Source organism: Rossellomorea marisflavi (genome assembly GCF_022170785.1).
Taxonomy (GTDB): domain Bacteria; phylum Bacillota; class Bacilli; order Bacillales; family Bacillaceae_B; genus Rossellomorea; species Rossellomorea marisflavi_B.
Window position 1 is genome coordinate 4039714 of the sequence record NZ_CP081870.1, and the last position, 16190, is coordinate 4055903.

Genomic DNA, 16190 nt, shown 5'->3' on the forward strand with positions numbered 1-16190 from the left:
CTGCGGGGTCTCGCCACTCCTCCTTTTCCGCTGGAGTCAAGCACCTTCCGCTACAATCCACTTTGTAGTTTTAAACAAGGTGGGATTCCATTTGATTATTATGACTATAAGGATGATGCATACCAATACCCTTACGTTATTATGTAAAAATCAAACGATTATTCATTTTAGCTCCATCCCGATAAATAATATCGCACCCCCCCTACTTACATTCACAATGTAATGTTTATCTTTCCATTCACAATATAGCAATCACGCCTTAAAAAGCACATAGTGCAGTGTAGCGAAGGCTACCCGACTCCTATGGGAATAGCGGGCAGGGTGAGACCCTGCAGGCGCAGCCGAAGCGGCTCACCGCACGCCACATGGAAAGCGGGTGGCCGCAGCGGAACGAAACGAACCCTTCATCTTTTCACCCCTAATCAAAAGAGAAGTGGTTGTAATTCTCCTCACGTACAAGCAAGTGATTTCTTCTCTAAAAGCACAGTGCAGTGCAGCGGAGGCCACCCGACTCCTATGGGAAATGCGGGCAGGGTGAGACCCTGCAGGCGCAGCCGAAGCGGCTCACCGCACGCCCCATGGAAAGCGGGTGGCCGTAGCGGAACGGAACGAACCCTTCATCTTTTCACCCCAAATCAAAAGAGAAGTCGTTTGAATTCTCCACACGTACAAGCAAGCAATCTCTTCTCCAAAAGCACCCAGTGCCGTGTAGCAATGGCCTCCACTCCCTACCTATTCAGAGAGGGAGATGATCCTGACATCATCCAGGTTCATCCGCCTCATCGACCGGCACTGCAAACTGGACTAGTTCTGGATGTCTCTTTATGTCTTCCTCCACTTTTTGTTTAAGTCCCTCTGTGTCCTTTTCATCCCCTTCTGTTAACTCGTGAAAAGCGTTTGGATACTTCTTCTGAATTTCCGAGAAATCCACTGGTTCAGTAGTATGTTCCTCTAGTTTTTCAACCGCATTGGGGTACTTCTTTTGAAGCTCCTCGAAGCTACTTCCATCCACCAGAACATTATCCACTGAAAATGATAAGGTCATAATAATGACCACCATCAAACTACCTAACACTTTCATCCGCTTACCTCCCTACTCATTTTCCATCAACCGTATTATTTCCAATTCCCCTTATAACAATAGGTTAACCGTAACAAAATTGGTTATTTGTGTAAACTATGAACACAAGGAAAAATCACTAACTGTAGTGACTCAAACCACATATGACGGTGTTAAGAGTCAGAAGGATTTTTTTGAAAATGATAAGATAACAGCCAGGCTTTTTATCCTAAAAAGAAGCTAATGAGCATCTAAGAGAAGGTACAAACCGAACCGCCCCTTCCCCACCCCTTGCCAAATGGAAAAACGGGGTGGGTTCTTTAACCCCCGATCTTTGAAGCTATCACTCATGCAAAACTGCACAGTGTAGTGTATGGGAATAGCGGGCAGGGTGAGACCCTGCAGGCACAGCCGAAGCGCCTCACCGCACGCCCCATGGAAAGCGGGTGGCCGCAACGGAGCGAAACGAACCCATCTTCCATCATCCCCCAATTTTATAACAGGATGGGTTCTTCAACCTCTAATCTTTGAAGCTAGCCCCCCTTCAAAACCGCTCAGTGCAGTGCAGCGAAGGACGACCGACTCCCGCGGGAATAGTGGGCAGGTGAGACCCTGCAGGCACAGCCGAAGCGGCTCACCGACCACCCCGCAGGAAAGCGGTCGACCGTAGCGAAACGGAACGAACCCATCTTCCATCACCTATCAAATTTAAAAACAGGATGGGTTCTTCAACCTCTAATCTTTGAAGCTAGCCACCCACCAGACTGCCCAAAATGGTTTCCACCCCTCCCCGACAGGGTAACCCTAAAACACAAGGAGGAAAAAACATGACCATTTTTCACAACCAAGCACTGCAAAACCAGCACATCCTCATCACCGGTGCCACAGGAGGCATTGGTCACGAAACGGCCATCGCTGCCATTGAGGCAGGGGCGAAGGTTACCGTAACCGGGCGGAACGAAGACAAACTTGCCAAACTCAAAGAATCCGTCCAGTCCCCAAACAATCTCCACGTCTTCCCTGCAGACCTGACCAAGGAGGAAGACCGTCAACAACTCATCTCCCATGCAATCGAAGCATCCGGTCCGATTACAGGACTGGTCAACTCTGCCGGGATCGGGGGCGGTGATCTTGTTGAGAAACTCTCCGATGAAGATATGCGCACCATCATGGAGCTTAACTACTTTTCCCTCGTCTCCATCACCCAGGACGTGTATCACGGCATGAAGGAACATGGGGAAGGGTCCATCGTCAATCTATCATCCCTCTCTGGCTTACGGGGAACACACGGCAACAGCGCCTACAGTGCATCCAAATTCGCGGTCAATGGCTTCACCCAGGCATTCGCCCATGAAGCCATTGAGCACGGCGTGAGGGTCAATGCAGTGTGTCCAGGCTATGTCGATACCGAGATGGGTCGTGAAGCCATCGCCTCAAAAGGTAAACGGGAAAACCGCACATATGAAGAGCAGCTGGAAGTCGCAAAGTCAGGAATTCCATCCAACCGGCTGACTTCTCCCCGCGAAGTGGCGAATGTCATCCTTTTCCTGCTGAGCGACGCCGCCTTCAATGTGGTAGGTGAGTCCATGAAGATCTCAGGTGGAAGCGTCATGAGATGATAAAAAAGGAAGCCGCCGATTGCTTCGGTGGCTTCTCTCATTGTTCGTTTTTGATCTTTTCTTTAAGCTCCTCGATGTATTTCTGTTTTTCTTTTTCATTTTTCAGCGTGTCGGCGTTTTTATCTTTTATATAGTCCTGCAGTGCTTTCTCAATGTCTTCTTTCGTGGCGTTCTCAGGTATCTTGCCTGATTCTTTCAGCGTTTTGATGATCTGTTCATCGTTGGCTATCATATCCAAATGTTCAACACCCTTCTCTGCCTCGGGAACGACGGTTTCTTCCGCATCGTCCTTCGGCTTTTCTTTAGATGATCCATCTGTACCGCACCCGCTGAGGATGACGGCCAGACTCATGACACCAGAGAGGATCAAGCGCGTTTTCATGCAAGCACTCCCTTTCAAAGGACTGTCTAGTAAACTTCTACTTTCCATGTGAAAAAGCCTTCTTCTAGGGGAAAAGAAATGAAATTAGTGCCATCCTCACTTTCAGCTCATGCCTTAATATGGTTTAATTAGTAGTACATTGGTATGAATAGTGGTTGGCAGGTTGTTTTTTTATACCCTTTTTATTCTTTATATAGTAAAAGCGAGATTTCTCTCTCTTTTTTTTACTACAAAACCGAACATACGTTCTAATGGTGGTGAAAAAAATGGACACATTGATGACCCGGTTTTACAAGCATTACCCTCATCTCAAGCATAACAAAGCGGTCGATTCGTTTATCAGCAAGCAGGAAAACAGAACATTGATCGAACAGTTCCTCCTTGAACCGAACGCTGAAAGGGAATACGAATTGAACGAAGCATTCAAGTCCCATTATTTTGATATCCGTTTTACGGCTTATGTGAGTTCCTCACTGTATTTCCATAGTGTCAATTTTGATAAGAAGCATCGGACGTATTCCGAGCGGCATCCTCTCACTCTTGATAAGAAAACCGATCAGGGGGACGGGCAGGCGTTCATCGATCTTGTTCCTGATCAATCGGACAGCCTGTCGCCATTCATGAATTACTCGACACTGGCAGAATGCCTTGAGGACGACGATCTTCTCACAGGCTACAGGACGCTTACAGAGAGACAGCAAAGGATCCTTGACCTCGCTTACGTCCAGGAATGGAGCGACACGGAAATCGCTAGGAGCATGGGGGTATCCCAGCAGGCCATATCCAAGAGCCATAAAAAGGCTTTGAATGCATTACGAATCCTATTACAGAAAAAGGAGTAGATGCAATGGGCGCACTTTATGAAATGGTAAAAGAAGCACAGGCTACAGGTGAATATGAAACACAGGTGATTACGACATTCGAACCGAAAATCAAGAAATCCCTCTACATGACCCGTGCTGAAAACCGTGATGATCTTGAGCAGGAGCTTAAAATCAAGATTATCCACTATGTGAGGGAGTATTCGATGGACCGCATTCCTGGACTGTTTGATTTGGAGTAATGACAATCGACCGGCTGAATCCAGCCGGTTTTTTTATGCCTTGTTTTCGTGTATTTTCTGTGGGAGGTTGTAGTTCTGCTCCCTTTTCTTTCTTTAGTAAGTGTAAGGCAAACGAAACGGTCGCGATGAGGTTGGGATGACTTCAATCGCAGTACCGCATCCCTTTGGTTTGTCTCTTACCATTCATATCATAGGGAGAGATGTTACATGAACTGGACAAGGACAATGAAGCAAGGTGACTCTGGTAACGATGTTCGAGAATTGCAAATCCGGGTGGCAGGATGGGCAGCTGCCTCGCCGGCAAAGACTCATGTGGCCGTTGATGGCGTATTCGGTGCAGGGACTGCAGCAGCCGTCAAGCGATTCCAAAGCGCTTATGGCCTTACAGCAGACGGCGTTGCCGGTCCTCAGAGCCATACTCAATTGAACGCACTGGAAGCCAGTGACGGATCGACTGCACACTTCAACTTCTCTGAATTTTATTCCAAGGACGGAAGCACCTTCAATGGAGGGAACGTCGGATCCACTCAGGTCAGGGAGAATATCCGCCGCCTCATGTACAAGTTGGAAGCACTTCGCAAAAAGCTCGGAAACCCTCCCGTCACCATCAACTCAGGATTCCGAAGCATCAGTCATAACCGCAGTGTAGGAGGAGCCTCGAACTCCCAGCACACCTACGGGATCGCAGCGGATATCAACCCTTCCGGAAAGACCCCTTCACAGGTGGCGGAAGTGGCCAAAACATGCGGATTCAGCGGAATCATCAAATACAATACGTTCCTGCACGTCGACAGCCGCGCGGAATACTCATACGGCGCCCAAACGTACTACTGGGCTTAAATCAACCTTAAAAACAGGAGGAATACCATTATGCCAATCATCGTACTAGACCCGGGACACGGCGGCTCTGATCCAGGAGCCATCGGGAACGGTCTTCAAGAAAAGAATCTTGCTTTAACGATCGGACTTAAGGTGAAAGCCTATCTCGAATCCAATTACGGCGCGGATGTCCGCATGACCCGCTCCACCGACGTCTTTATCGAATTATCCCAGCGGTCCGCTTTTGCCAATGGACTCGGTGCTTCTTACTTTGTCTCTCTTCACCATAATGCAGGCGGTGGAACTGGGTTTGAAAGCTTCGTCTATACTGGCACGAGGGAAACTGAAACCGGGCGAAGGCAGGATGTCGTCCATGCTGAGATCATGAAGTTCTATTCCCAGTATGGCCTCCGTGACCGCGGCAAGAAGGTAGCTAACTTCGCCGTACTTCGTGGAACGTCCATGCCGGCCATCCTCCTCGAGAATCTGTTCATGGACAGCGTGAATGACACGAATCTATTAAAAAGTGCATCGTTCATCCAGGGATTATCGAATGCCATCGGCCTTGGCATTGCCAAAGCACTTAATCTGTAAATCCAGGGCGGGCTTCCCGCCCGCTTTCTTATAAGGAGGAATGATCATGGATTATTCTGTGTTCGTCCAATTGCTCGGTAACTTCGGATTTCCGATCGCCGTCACCCTTTTCCTGCTCGTTAAATTGGAGAAGAAGCTTGAGCAGTTGGAGCAGGCCATTCAAGCCCTGTCCCAGACTTTCTCCAAAGAAGACAGGCAGTAAGGAGGTTCATGAATGTGATATCATATGTATCCAATTTGGTCGCCATCGGGATTGGCATGGTGGGAATCGGACTTTGGTTGAGTCAGTTCCATGCATGGATGGCTGTGCTGCTTCTGATCGGAAGCGTGCTGATGTTAAGAATGGATAAGAAGGGTTGAGCGCCGGGCTCTGCCCTTTTTTTGTTGCAAAAAAAAAGAGACCTGAACGGCCTCTTTATCTATTGCTTTCCTTCAATGGTGGAAAGGTCCACTTTATACAGTTTGTCATCCTGCTCTCGCGGGATGCCCCTTCCGTCCGTATTATTCGTTGTGAAATAGAGAGTTTCCCCATCTACATGGACATCGCGGATCCTTCCAAAGCCATCCAGCAGATCAGTGACCTCTTTGGTGTCCGGGTCGAACTGCTTTATGCTCTGTCCTGCGAGGGTCGCAAACAGCAGCGTCCCTTCACTGAAATCGGCTCCCGACGGGGCCCATGATGGCTCACCTGAATGAGCGAGAGGAGGAATGGTCCCTTTCTTTTCTTCGTCACCCGTTACATCCGGCCAGCCGTAGTTGGCCCCTTTTTCAATCCGATTGACTTCATCATAGCCTTTCGGTCCATGCTCCGTTGCATACAGGGTCTCACCATCCCAGGCCAAGCCCTGGGGATTCCGATGACCATAACTATACAGATAGCTATCGGAAGGATTGTCGCTCGGAGTGCTTCCGTCGAGATTCATCCTCAAAATTTTCCCACCAAGGTATTCGGGATCTTGAGCCTTCTCGTCATTTGTGGCATCTCCTGTGGTGATGTAAAGCTTCTCATCCGGTCCTATTTCAAGACGCCCCCCATGATGGAACTGGCCGCTCGGAATCCGGTCTAAAAGGACGTTTTTCTCGTTCCAGGATTGATCTTGCCTTTCAAGAAGGATGACCCTGTTATAAGGAGTGCCGCTGTCATCATAGGTGTAATAGGCATATGCTTGCTGATTTTGAGCAAAATCCGGATGAAGGACAAAGCCCAACAGACCTGCTTCAGGGTTGTCCGATAACGGTTTTTCCAAGGAAACGTCAATCTTATCTTTCTTCCCGTCCCGTACTTCTACGATAGAACCTGTCCTCTCGGTTACATATAGCGTCTCTCCGTCTTGGTCGATGGACCATGGAATGGAGAGAGAATCGGCAACGACTTCATATTCAACGCTTGGTTTTTCGACTGATGCATGTTCTTCTTGCTGTTTTTCCTCCTGATCGGCACATCCCGCTATCAGGACCAAGCTGAAGATGATCCATATGAATGGATGTTTCATGCATTCAGCTCCCTTTATGATTTTTCACCAGTATAGCCTGTTTTTCTTTATTTCAGTCCTCTTCCGACTGCTCCATTGCGTCCAGGATTGCTTTTGCCACACCATCTTCACGGTTAGTAGCCGTCACATGGGAACAGAATTCCTTTACTTCAGGTAGGCCATTCCCCATGGCGACCGGACGACCTACAACCTTCATCATGGACAGGTCGTTCAAATTATCCCCTATGGCCATGGCGTCTTTTACATTCAACCCTTTTGATGATAATACTTTTTCAAGGGCTACCCCTTTTTGTGCGTGGATGCTATTGATCTCAAGGTTGTTCTTACCTGAAGAGCTGACGGCAAGATCCTTCAGTTCTGCCAGAACAGATTGAGCCTGCTGAAGCTTTTCCCGATCTTTGGAGAATACGAGGAATTTGAAGACAAGATGCTCCGAATCTTCGAAAAGGACTTCATAATCCTCCACGACGTTGATGCGACCTTCGTCATACCTTTCCTTCGCAGCCTGCCTCACCTGTGCTTCTGATACGTCGGGATTTGAAGTCATGAAGATGTCGATGATGAGATCGATCCCCTTCTCATAATCTTCTGTGTATGTACCCTGATTCGTATACACCTCGAAATAGATACCGAGCTCGTTCAGTTCTGCCGCGATTTGCCTCGAACGATCATCCTCGATGCCCGCCTGATAGACGATTTCCCCATCAGCATCCCGGACTTCGGCTCCATTGGCACAGATGATATCGCAGTCGATCCCTGCCTCTTTCACAACATAGGAGGCTTCTTCGTAAGAGCGGCCCGTTGCCACAATCACTTCGATTCCAGCTTGTTGGGCTTTCAGGATCGCCTCTTTATTCCCTTCGCTGATTTCTTGTTTTTCATTCAATAATGTTCCATCCATATCGCTTGCTATGCTTGTAATCATTGAGTAGACACCTTTCTTTCAGGAAAATATTCTTAATTAGGTCATTGTATCATGAACCGCTATCATTTATTAGTTTGCACCACTCTACTTGAAGAAAACCCCTTTAAATGAAAGGGTTTTCAAACCTTTTATAGAACTAAGTAGGGATATCAATTTTTCACATAGCCTAAAGGAGTGACATTCATTGAAGAAACTCACAGCCCTATCGAACCGAATCATGCAGCGCTACCTACCAGATCCGTTCTTATTCGTCATCATCCTTACCCTCTTTGTTTTTGCTTCGGGAATCATTTTTACAAAGAGTTCACCCGTCGACATGGTTCAATATTGGGGTGAAGGCTTTTGGGGACTTCTTGCCTTTTCCATGCAAATGGTGCTTGTGCTTGTGACAGGGTATGTTCTGGCAAGCAGTCCTTTATTCAAACGACTGCTGGGCTATCTTGCTTCCCTGGCAAAATCACCTGGGTCGGCCATCATCATCGTTACCCTTGTGTCGCTCGCAGCGAGTTGGATCAACTGGGGGTTCGGTCTCGTCATCGGTGCCCTATTTGCAAAGGAATTGGCCAAACGGGTCAAAGGAGTTGATTACCGCCTCCTCATTGCGAGTGCCTACTCCGGATTTGTCGTATGGCATGGTGGGTTTTCCGGTTCCATCCCTTTATCGATTGCGACAGCGGGACATCCATTCGAAGCCAAGATGGGCGTGATTCCAACAAGTGAAACGATGTTTGCGGCCTTCAATATCTTTATTGTTGTCGCCCTCTTCATCATTCTTCCTATCGCTAACAGGCTGCTCATGCCCTCAAAGGAGGATACCGTTTCTGTTGATCCATCCTTGTTCAATGAATCTGCAGCCAGTGCGGAAGTGGTCGAACCTACTCCCGCTGAACGCCTGGAGAACAGCTCGATCCTTTCGGTCATCATATCCCTACTTGGAATAGGATTCATCGTCTACTATTTCATCAATAACGGCTTCGCGTTGAACTTGGATATTGTTAATTTCCTCTTCCTGTTCCTTGGCATCCTCTTCCACGGGACCCCGAAAAGCTACCTGAATTCCGTGCAGGAAGCCATCAAAGGGGCAAGCGGCATCGTCATCCAGTTCCCGTTTTACGCGGGGATCATGGGCATGATGGGGGCTTCTGGACTTGCTGTCCTCGTTTCTGAGGTTTTTGTTTCCATTGCAAATGAAACAACTTTTTATTTCTTTGCCTTTCTTTCAGCAGGGATTGTTAATTTCTTCGTCCCGTCTGGTGGAGGCCAGTGGGCCGTACAAGCACCAATCATGCTTGATGCTGCACAGGCCCTCAATGCTTCGATTCCCAAGACGGCTATGGCTGTGGCGTGGGGCGATGCCTGGACAAACCTCATCCAGCCGTTCTGGGCCTTGCCGGCTCTTGCCATCGCCGGACTTAAAGCGAAGGATATCATGGGCTTTTGCGTTTTAATCTTGATTGTGAGCGGTGTCGTCATTTCAATCGGACTCCTGATCTTATAAATACACACAAAAAAGGCTGTTCTCATTTGGTGAGCAGCCTTTACTTATCATTTACGAGTTTCGGTAAAAATTACATTTCACTCTCTCTTCTTCTCAATAGCTCCACTTCCAGCATCTCGATGAATTCTTCTTCCAGTCCTTCTTTTTGTGCCATTCGGTGGGCATTGGTTAATTGCTCTTCAGTAAGTAATGTTAGTGATTGCATCTACTACACCCCTGACTAACCTGGTTATGGGTTCCCTTTACCCCTAATAATCCCCATTAAACCTATTTACCAGAAAAATATAATATATTTCCTTTTACTATTCTTTTTATCGGTTTACGGGAGGACTTTTGAATGTGTTTTGAAAAAGAGTTGAATTGAAAGAACTATAAGGTAAACTATAGATGCAAGCGCTTACTATATAAAAATAGGGGATTGAGCATAGGATTTCTTCACAGGTTGTTTATCAGAGAATTTTTTTGGGAAGATAATCAAAGGCATCTATTGTTATCCAGTTTGCAGTAGAGTATGGACAATTAAATATGTATGCATTAGAATGAATAATGTTTCATTTTTCGTCATTACTTTTTTGAGGTGAACCTATGAATCCGCAACAACGATTTACACTCGGACAACAGTTACGTTTTATCATTCCCTCCTTGCTGGGAATTTTATTATTTATAGTTCCTTTACCGGTCGATGGTGAAGTGACGATCCCGATCGCCGTCCTATCGAATGCACTTCTCGATGCAATCGGTCCAGTGATTCCCTATGTCATGACGATCCTCATCGCCTTGACGATCATCGGGACGTTCATCACCAAGGCTTTCAAACCGGCGATCATCATGGACTCACCGTTTTTCAAAACGCTGTTCAATGTGACGCCCGTCTGGTTCGTGATCAGGATCGTCGGCGGTATCTATGCTGTCATGACCCTTTTCCAGTTAGGGCCGGAGTGGATATGGTCAGAAAACACAGGGGGGCTGCTCCTGAGCCCGGATGGGCTGATTTCCATCCTGTTCTGCGTCTTTTTATTCGCCGGACTCCTTCTACCATTACTCTTGAATTTTGGTCTTCTTGAGTTTTTCGGCTCCATCCTGACGAAGGTCATGAGGCCGATCTTCAATCTGCCTGGCCGCTCCTCCATCGACTGTCTGGCTTCATGGCTTGGCGACGGGACCATCGGGGTCCTGCTGACCAGCAAGCAGTACGAGGAGGGCTTTTATACGAAGCGGGAAGCAGCTGTCATCGGGACGACGTTTTCCGTAGTATCCATCACCTTCTGTCTCGTCGTCATTTCGACGGTCAACCTGAGTGAATTCTTCTTCCCATTCTACCTTACGGTGACGTTCTCCGGACTCGTCGCGGCAATCATCCTGCCGCGTATCCCTCCTTTGTCCCTCAAGCCTGATACGTATTTCAACGATCAGGAAGGGAAGGATACAGCAGAGACCATTCCTGAGGGCTATACCCGTGCAGGCTATGGCTATGAGCAGGCTGTCCTACAGGCAAAGAAGAACAACAGTGTGTCAAAATTCATCACAGATGGCATGAAGAATGTATTGGATATGTGGATGGGCGTAGCCCCGATCGTCATGGCCATCGGAACGACGGCACTCATCGTTGCGGAGAACACAAAGTTCTTCGAATGGATCGGTATCCCCTTCATCCCGGTACTCGATCTCCTTCAGATCCCTGAAGCAGCAGAGGCTTCGAAGACGATCCTGGTCGGATTTGCGGATATGTTCCTTCCTACGATTTTCGGTGCGGGCATCGAGAGCGATATGACCCGATTCATCATCGCCTGCCTTTCCGTCACACAGCTGATCTACCTATCAGAAGTCGGCGGACTCCTCCTCGGATCGAAAATCCCTGTTTCCTTCTGGGATCTTGTGGTCATCTTCCTTCAACGGACGATTTTGACTCTACTCATCATTGTCGGAATTGCCCACCTGTTATTCTGACTTATACGAAAGGAGTACCCGGAACGAACCGGGTACTCCTTTTTATCATGCGGTGAGTGCCAGTGCACGCGTCTTCCTTACGTCACGCACCATTTGTGATATTGTTCCTGCAGTGCCTCCAGTGTCAGGTCCCCAGTGGAAGCAATCGACCAGTCTGCATTGCTCATGAAGGGATCGCTTCCGACCCCTACCGTGAACATCCCTGTCTCAAGAAGGCCTCTTAATCCAGCTTCCCCGTCCTCGATCCCGACACACTTCCTTTCTTCGACTCCCAGCACCTCCCGCGCCTTCAGGAAAATCTCGGGATCGGGCTTCCCCCTGGTAAGGGAAAGTGGATCGATGATGTATTCAAATGCCCAAGAAAGACCGGTTTTCTTCAGTACCTCCGGTGCGTTCCGGCTGGAAGAGGCAACAGCCATCCGTATTCCATTCTCCCTTAGTTCCTTCAGGAATGATTCCATACCAGGGAGGACTTGATCAGGCGTCAGGCTGTCCATCAGTTGCAGGTAGTGTCGATTCCTCTCCTCCGCGAGTCGGATTTCCAAGTCCTCTTCAATCTTCCTTCCCGCTTCCTCCCACACGGTTCGGATGGTCTCCCGCCTGCTGATACCCTTCAGTCGATCATTCTGCTCCCATGTATAGTCGATACCGAATGGAAGAAGGGTATCCCTGGTTGCTTCGTAATAAAGGGGCATTGTATCCGTCAGGACCCCGTCCATATCGAAAATGACTGCTTCGATCATCTTCATCGTCAACCTCCTTTAAAAGAATTGAAAAGCCTGCCATCATGGTGCTGACGGCAGGCGTGCATGGATGGGGAACCCGATCGTGACACGGGTCCCTTCCCCCAATTCTGATTCGATCTTTAAACTTCCTTTATGACCTTCGATAATTTTCTGACTGATGGTGAGTCCGAGGCCCATACCTTTTTCCTTGAGGGTGAAAAACGGTTCTCCCAGTCGTTCCAGCCTGTCTGCAGGAATGCCCGCTCCCTGATCTTGTATGGTGATCAATATTTCTTCTTCCAAGCAGTGGGCTTTGATGCTGATGAGGCCCTCTTCCATGGCCTCGATGGCATTCTTCGTGATGTTGATCACGACCTGTATGCATTGGTTCCTGTCCCCGATGATCTCAATCGGCTCCTGGGGCAGGTCCACTTTCAGATTGATCCCTTTCATAAGTGCCTCATGTCCCATTACTTTGCCGACGTAGTCCAAAACTTCCCTTATATCGAACGGACGTGATTCCCTCAGATGTGGCTTCGACAAAATGAGTAGCTCTCCGACGATCTGATTGATGCGGTCCATCTCGGCACTCATGATGGTTAAGTACCGGTCTGAGACATGTTCGTTCTCCTCCAACAGCTGGATGAATCCCTTGATGCTGGTCAGGGGGTTTCGGATCTCATGGGCGATGCCTGCGGCAAGCTCTCCCACGACAGACAGCTTTTCATTTCGAAGAAGCATTTCTTCAGCTACCTTTTGCTGGGTAATATCCCGGCCGATGATGACCAGACCCTTTCTTCCTCCAGTTGAATAAAAGAGCGGGACCTTGATGACATCGAAGGTTTTTTGCTCACCGGAAGGCAGAACAAAGCTCTCTTCGCAGCGGGTCCCTTCTTCACCCCACGCCCTTTCATCCGATTCGATACAGAAATCGAAGGCGTCCTTGAAGAAAGGAACAAGCTCTCCCAGCTCCTTGTCGGTCTTTCCGATATAATCGATGCCTTCCAGATTGTAAAGCTCCCTCCCAAACTGGTTGACTTTCATCCATCTTCCTTCCCCATCCTTGAACGATATAAAATCGGGCAGGGAGTGGAGGAGAGTGGAAAGCTGGTTCTCTTCCTCCAGAAGGGTTTCGTGGGCAGAAGAAAACGTAAGGGCTTTCTTGATGGACTGATAGAGTAAACCAATACTGATGCACGCAACTGTGGGAATAGCCACCATAAGGGCCACTCCCTCAAGAACAAACACCATGATCATAGCGGAGAGGAACAGCACCGCTGTCAGGACCAGTCGCATAATGATATAAGATATGTCATGTGAGCGCACGCGCCTTCCTCTCCTTTTACCCTAGAATAGATTGAACATATACGGTCCGATAAGTGATATATATAGAAGGATATAGGTTCCCATGAAGTAAAACACTCCGGCAAATGGACCCCACTCCTCATTCCTTCCAAATTTCCAGACAAGGGCCGTCAGTAAGCTGATTACGATCATCACTGCATAGCCACTTCCACTGAAGCTCAAGAGATCCGGGGCGACCTGGTAATAATAATCCCCCATCGCCTTGCCTGTATAGGTGAACGGCATGATCAAAAAGATCAAAATGGTGACATATTCCGCCATGCTGATGCCTTCCCTCTCAAATACATTCGGTTTGAAGATATTCAAGAGGATCAGGATAAATAAAGAAGGAAGCACCCAATAGAATGAGGTCAGCCCCGTTACCAAACTTGAAAATAGCATAAGAGTCCCATTGAGTAAAGCTTCTTTTACGGATGCTTTTGTCCAGTGCAGACTCGATTCGATGACCTCGTCATTCTGCGAGGTCCCATATAGTTCATATGTACCACCATTGTAATTGAACCAAACCACTTCATTGTCTGATAATGGAAGAGGTGATTGTGTCAAATGTCTCGTGGTGTTTAGGCGCAACGCCTGATAAGAGCCATCTTCAATCGGAACGGCCTTATATAAGGCGATTGCGTTGAAATCCCCGATCTCCTGCCCCTCAGCAGTAAGCAACAATGTGGCTTCCCCATCGATCTCCGCCAATTGGATATCGCCCGGAGACTCCAGATCAAGCCCGTTGTCTGCATTGACGAATCGGACTTTTTCCGCCTTTTGAAGCTCATCCCCCACCTCGTCCACAGGCACCTTGACCTTGTATGTCGCCGTAGTCAATTGTCCCTGCGAGCGTGCTGTTTCACTGTAGAATAACGTCAGTTGACCTCCTGTTATTTCATACGTCGCATTTTCAACCTGCTTGCTTGAATTCTTCTCCAGAAGCAGGAAAGGAGCACTTACACGTTGCTCTCTATCAATATAGTGAAATTGCACATGCGTATCATCTGCCTTGGTCTGAACAAGGGAATCCCCATCTTTTCCGATGGTTACTCCATCGATCTCCTGCTTAAATGAATGAATCTTCCCGGCATCCATTGTGAGAGGATCCATTTTGTAGAGTGTGCCACCCGTCCAATAATACACAGTGCTAGTATTTGTCTCAATGCCTGTGACCCCTTCTGAGAGGACGGAGACCTTCCCGCCTTCATGTGATAGAAGTTTCGCATCCTCATAGTAGATGACCTTCTTGCCGTCGGTCCAATAAGGGTTGCTACCGGAAACATCGACATCGAGTGCCTGTTTCTCCTCGAGCCGGAGTCCTTCCTTAACGGTTAGCCCCTGGATCTTCCCTCCACTGGAGATGAAGAGATCCCCGCTTCCATTGAACAATTGCGGTCTGTCCTTAAATGATTGATCAAGGTATACCGAACGGCTCCAATCCTTCTGAGGAGGCTCTTTCACCTTCAGTAATTGATGGAGGAACATCCCTCCTATTATGAGGATGACCAATGTCATCGGAATACCCCATACCTTCAGCTTTTCTTTCACTTTTCATTCCCCCTGCTTTAAAGCATGTTCTCTACTTATACTTCTGAATTTTAGCACAATTAGTGTCTATATTCACTTATTTTTCCATATTTAGGTATAAAATAGAGAGTAAGGGCTATATTACATATACCACATCTCCTATATTATGTCGAAAAAAAAACCGCTCCCTATTCATATCGGAGCGGTTTTCATTTTCTTATATTCTTTTTTCGGCCTTTAGCTTATGGAGCATATCGGCTGTCATCTTCGAGAGGTCGTACGAACAGCTGAATCCCCACTCTTCCACTGCAGCAGAAGAATCGATGGCATCCGGCCAGCTTTCGGCAATGGCCTGCCTGACGGGATCGACCTGATAGTCAATCTTGAAGTCAGGCCGGTGAACCTGTATCGCTTTCTCAAAATGCTCAGGCGCTGCACTCATGGCACTCACATTGAAAGAATTGCGGTGGATGAGCTTCGATCCATCCGCCTCCATCAAATTGATGATGGCATCTAGGGCGTCCGGCATATACATCATATCCATGAAGGTGCCCTCACCGATATAGGAAGTATAACGATTCTGCTTGATGGCTTCATAGTAAATTTCTACTGCATAATCCGTTGTTCCCCCACCTGGAAGCGTTTCGTATGAAATCAATCCAGGGAACCGCAGACCCCTGGTGTCCACACCGAATTTCGTGAAATAATAATCCGACAATAATTCACCGGACACTTTATTCACGCCGTACATCGTCGTCGGTCGCATGATGGTATCCTGCGGTGTCGCCTTTTTAGGGGTACTTGGACCGAATGCTCCGATCGAACTTGGGGTGAAGAATTGACAATCGAATTCCCTGGCCGTTTCGAGGGCATTGACGAGTCCTCCCATATTCAAGTTCCATGCAAGCAGCGGCTTAGCTTCAGCTGTAGCCGACAATAGAGCGGCAAGATGGATGATGGTATCGACCTTGTTCGTCTTGGCTAGCTCGAACATGCGCTTTTCATCGGTTACATCCAGCTGGGCGAAGGGTCCTCCGGTCACGACAGGACTGTCGGTTTCCCTGATGTCTGTTGCCAATACGTTTTCCGCGCCGTAAACCTCGCGGAGACGCGTCGTCAGTTCCGATCCAATCTGTCCCAACGCACCGGTGACAAGAATCTTTTTCATCTTAGTTCCTCCTGTATATCATT

Annotated in this window: 18 protein-coding genes and 1 pseudogene; 10 read left to right on the forward strand and 9 right to left on the reverse strand. The window is 48.0% G+C overall.

Annotated features, from left to right (window positions below; all coding sequences use genetic code 11):
• Window positions 1–760 precede the first annotated feature (760 nt).
• Complete coding sequence (locus K6T23_RS20830) at window positions 761–1081, reverse strand: hypothetical protein (protein WP_238283204.1); 321 nt, start codon at window positions 1079–1081, stop codon at window positions 761–763.
• A gap of 806 nt (window positions 1082–1887) precedes the next feature.
• On the opposite strand from K6T23_RS20830, the gene K6T23_RS20835 reads away from it, so the two are divergent.
• Window positions 1888–2679: an SDR family NAD(P)-dependent oxidoreductase gene (locus K6T23_RS20835; RefSeq protein ID WP_238283205.1), complete on the forward strand. Its 792-nt coding sequence runs from the start codon at window positions 1888–1890 to the stop codon at window positions 2677–2679.
• A gap of 37 nt (window positions 2680–2716) precedes the next feature.
• On the opposite strand, the gene K6T23_RS20840 is transcribed toward K6T23_RS20835, so the two are convergent.
• Window positions 2717–3061, reverse strand: a complete 345-nt coding sequence (locus K6T23_RS20840) for a hypothetical protein (protein ID WP_056539326.1) — start codon at window positions 3059–3061, stop codon at window positions 2717–2719.
• Window positions 3062–3327: 266 nt separating this feature from the next.
• Here K6T23_RS20840 and K6T23_RS20845 point away from each other — a divergent pair, with 266 nt between their 5' ends.
• The 7 genes and pseudogenes from K6T23_RS20845 (at window position 3328) to K6T23_RS20870 (ending at window position 5897) form a co-directional block, all read left to right on the forward strand.
• Complete coding sequence (locus tag K6T23_RS20845) at window positions 3328–3903, forward strand: sigma factor-like helix-turn-helix DNA-binding protein (RefSeq protein WP_238283206.1); 576 nt, start codon at window positions 3328–3330, stop codon at window positions 3901–3903.
• Window positions 3904–3908: 5 nt separating this feature from the next.
• Window positions 3909–4124: a hypothetical protein gene (locus K6T23_RS20850; protein ID WP_056539332.1), complete on the forward strand. Its 216-nt coding sequence runs from the start codon at window positions 3909–3911 to the stop codon at window positions 4122–4124.
• 225 nt (window positions 4125–4349) lie between these two features.
• Window positions 4350–4478: pseudogene (locus K6T23_RS22410) on the forward strand (peptidoglycan-binding domain-containing protein); the annotation flags it as partial.
• A gap of 69 nt (window positions 4479–4547) precedes the next feature.
• Window positions 4548–4964: a YcbK family protein gene (locus tag K6T23_RS20855; protein WP_373921157.1), complete on the forward strand. Its 417-nt coding sequence runs from the start codon at window positions 4548–4550 to the stop codon at window positions 4962–4964.
• A 30-nt stretch (window positions 4965–4994) separates the two neighbouring features.
• Window positions 4995–5537 (forward strand): N-acetylmuramoyl-L-alanine amidase family protein, encoded by a 543-nt coding sequence (locus tag K6T23_RS20860; protein ID WP_053429702.1) that lies wholly within the window; start codon window positions 4995–4997, stop codon window positions 5535–5537.
• Between the two features lie 46 nt (window positions 5538–5583).
• Window positions 5584–5739, forward strand: a complete 156-nt coding sequence (locus K6T23_RS20865) for a YvrJ family protein (protein ID WP_048004785.1) — start codon at window positions 5584–5586, stop codon at window positions 5737–5739.
• 8 nt (window positions 5740–5747) lie between these two features.
• The gene (locus K6T23_RS20870; RefSeq protein ID WP_156450689.1) at window positions 5748–5897 is read left to right on the forward strand and encodes a hypothetical protein; all 150 of its coding nucleotides are present in this window, start codon (window positions 5748–5750) and stop codon (window positions 5895–5897) included.
• A 59-nt stretch (window positions 5898–5956) separates the two neighbouring features.
• Here K6T23_RS20870 and K6T23_RS20875 read toward each other — a convergent pair whose 3' ends face one another.
• Both K6T23_RS20875 and K6T23_RS20880 read right to left on the reverse strand, forming a co-directional pair.
• Complete coding sequence (locus K6T23_RS20875) at window positions 5957–7030, reverse strand: PQQ-dependent sugar dehydrogenase (RefSeq protein ID WP_238283207.1); 1074 nt, start codon at window positions 7028–7030, stop codon at window positions 5957–5959.
• Between the two features lie 52 nt (window positions 7031–7082).
• A complete protein-coding gene (locus K6T23_RS20880) occupies window positions 7083–7955 on the reverse strand; it encodes a Cof-type HAD-IIB family hydrolase (RefSeq protein ID WP_238283208.1) in 873 nt (290 codons plus the stop codon).
• 184 nt (window positions 7956–8139) lie between these two features.
• Between K6T23_RS20880 and K6T23_RS20885 the strand changes: the two genes are divergently transcribed.
• Entirely contained in the window at window positions 8140–9453 is a 1314-nt protein-coding gene (locus K6T23_RS20885; RefSeq protein ID WP_056539342.1) for a short-chain fatty acid transporter, read from the forward strand.
• 70 nt (window positions 9454–9523) lie between these two features.
• Here K6T23_RS20885 and sda read toward each other — a convergent pair whose 3' ends face one another.
• Window positions 9524–9658: a sporulation histidine kinase inhibitor Sda gene (sda, locus tag K6T23_RS20890; RefSeq protein ID WP_079514210.1), complete on the reverse strand. Its 135-nt coding sequence runs from the start codon at window positions 9656–9658 to the stop codon at window positions 9524–9526.
• A 380-nt stretch (window positions 9659–10038) separates the two neighbouring features.
• Between sda and K6T23_RS20895 the strand changes: the two genes are divergently transcribed.
• Window positions 10039–11400, forward strand: coding sequence for a YjiH family protein (locus K6T23_RS20895; protein ID WP_238283209.1), 1362 nt, complete (start codon window positions 10039–10041; stop codon window positions 11398–11400).
• Between the two features lie 77 nt (window positions 11401–11477).
• Here K6T23_RS20895 and pgmB read toward each other — a convergent pair whose 3' ends face one another.
• From pgmB to K6T23_RS20915, 4 genes are all read right to left on the reverse strand, one after another.
• Window positions 11478–12149 (reverse strand): beta-phosphoglucomutase, encoded by a 672-nt coding sequence (gene pgmB / locus K6T23_RS20900; protein WP_238283210.1) that lies wholly within the window; start codon window positions 12147–12149, stop codon window positions 11478–11480.
• Between the two features lie 36 nt (window positions 12150–12185).
• Window positions 12186–13451 (reverse strand): ATP-binding protein, encoded by a 1266-nt coding sequence (locus K6T23_RS20905; RefSeq protein ID WP_238283211.1) that lies wholly within the window; start codon window positions 13449–13451, stop codon window positions 12186–12188.
• A gap of 21 nt (window positions 13452–13472) precedes the next feature.
• Window positions 13473–15020 (reverse strand): hypothetical protein, encoded by a 1548-nt coding sequence (locus K6T23_RS20910; RefSeq protein WP_238283212.1) that lies wholly within the window; start codon window positions 15018–15020, stop codon window positions 13473–13475.
• A gap of 196 nt (window positions 15021–15216) precedes the next feature.
• Window positions 15217–16167, reverse strand: coding sequence for an L-threonine 3-dehydrogenase (locus K6T23_RS20915; protein WP_238283213.1), 951 nt, complete (start codon window positions 16165–16167; stop codon window positions 15217–15219).
• Window positions 16168–16190 lie beyond the last annotated feature (23 nt).

Coding starts and splice junctions, on each gene's coding strand:
- pgmB (WP_238283210.1), bottom strand. CDS start 12,149: ATGAAGATGATCGAAGCAGTCATTTTCGATATGGACGGGGTCCTGACG.
- K6T23_RS20830 (WP_238283204.1), bottom strand. CDS start 1,081: ATGAAAGTGTTAGGTAGTTTGATGGTGGTCATTATTATGACCTTATCA.
- K6T23_RS20860 (WP_053429702.1), top strand. CDS start 4,995: ATGCCAATCATCGTACTAGACCCGGGACACGGCGGCTCTGATCCAGGA.
- K6T23_RS20875 (WP_238283207.1), bottom strand. CDS start 7,030: ATGAAACATCCATTCATATGGATCATCTTCAGCTTGGTCCTGATAGCG.
- K6T23_RS20850 (WP_056539332.1), top strand. CDS start 3,909: ATGGGCGCACTTTATGAAATGGTAAAAGAAGCACAGGCTACAGGTGAA.
- K6T23_RS20915 (WP_238283213.1), bottom strand. CDS start 16,167: ATGAAAAAGATTCTTGTCACCGGTGCGTTGGGACAGATTGGATCGGAA.
- K6T23_RS20870 (WP_156450689.1), top strand. CDS start 5,748: ATGAATGTGATATCATATGTATCCAATTTGGTCGCCATCGGGATTGGC.
- K6T23_RS20895 (WP_238283209.1), top strand. CDS start 10,039: ATGAATCCGCAACAACGATTTACACTCGGACAACAGTTACGTTTTATC.
- K6T23_RS20840 (WP_056539326.1), bottom strand. CDS start 3,061: ATGAAAACGCGCTTGATCCTCTCTGGTGTCATGAGTCTGGCCGTCATC.
- sda (WP_079514210.1), bottom strand. CDS start 9,658: ATGCAATCACTAACATTACTTACTGAAGAGCAATTAACCAATGCCCAC.
- K6T23_RS20835 (WP_238283205.1), top strand. CDS start 1,888: ATGACCATTTTTCACAACCAAGCACTGCAAAACCAGCACATCCTCATC.
- K6T23_RS20865 (WP_048004785.1), top strand. CDS start 5,584: ATGGATTATTCTGTGTTCGTCCAATTGCTCGGTAACTTCGGATTTCCG.
- K6T23_RS20845 (WP_238283206.1), top strand. CDS start 3,328: ATGGACACATTGATGACCCGGTTTTACAAGCATTACCCTCATCTCAAG.
- K6T23_RS20880 (WP_238283208.1), bottom strand. CDS start 7,955: ATGATTACAAGCATAGCAAGCGATATGGATGGAACATTATTGAATGAA.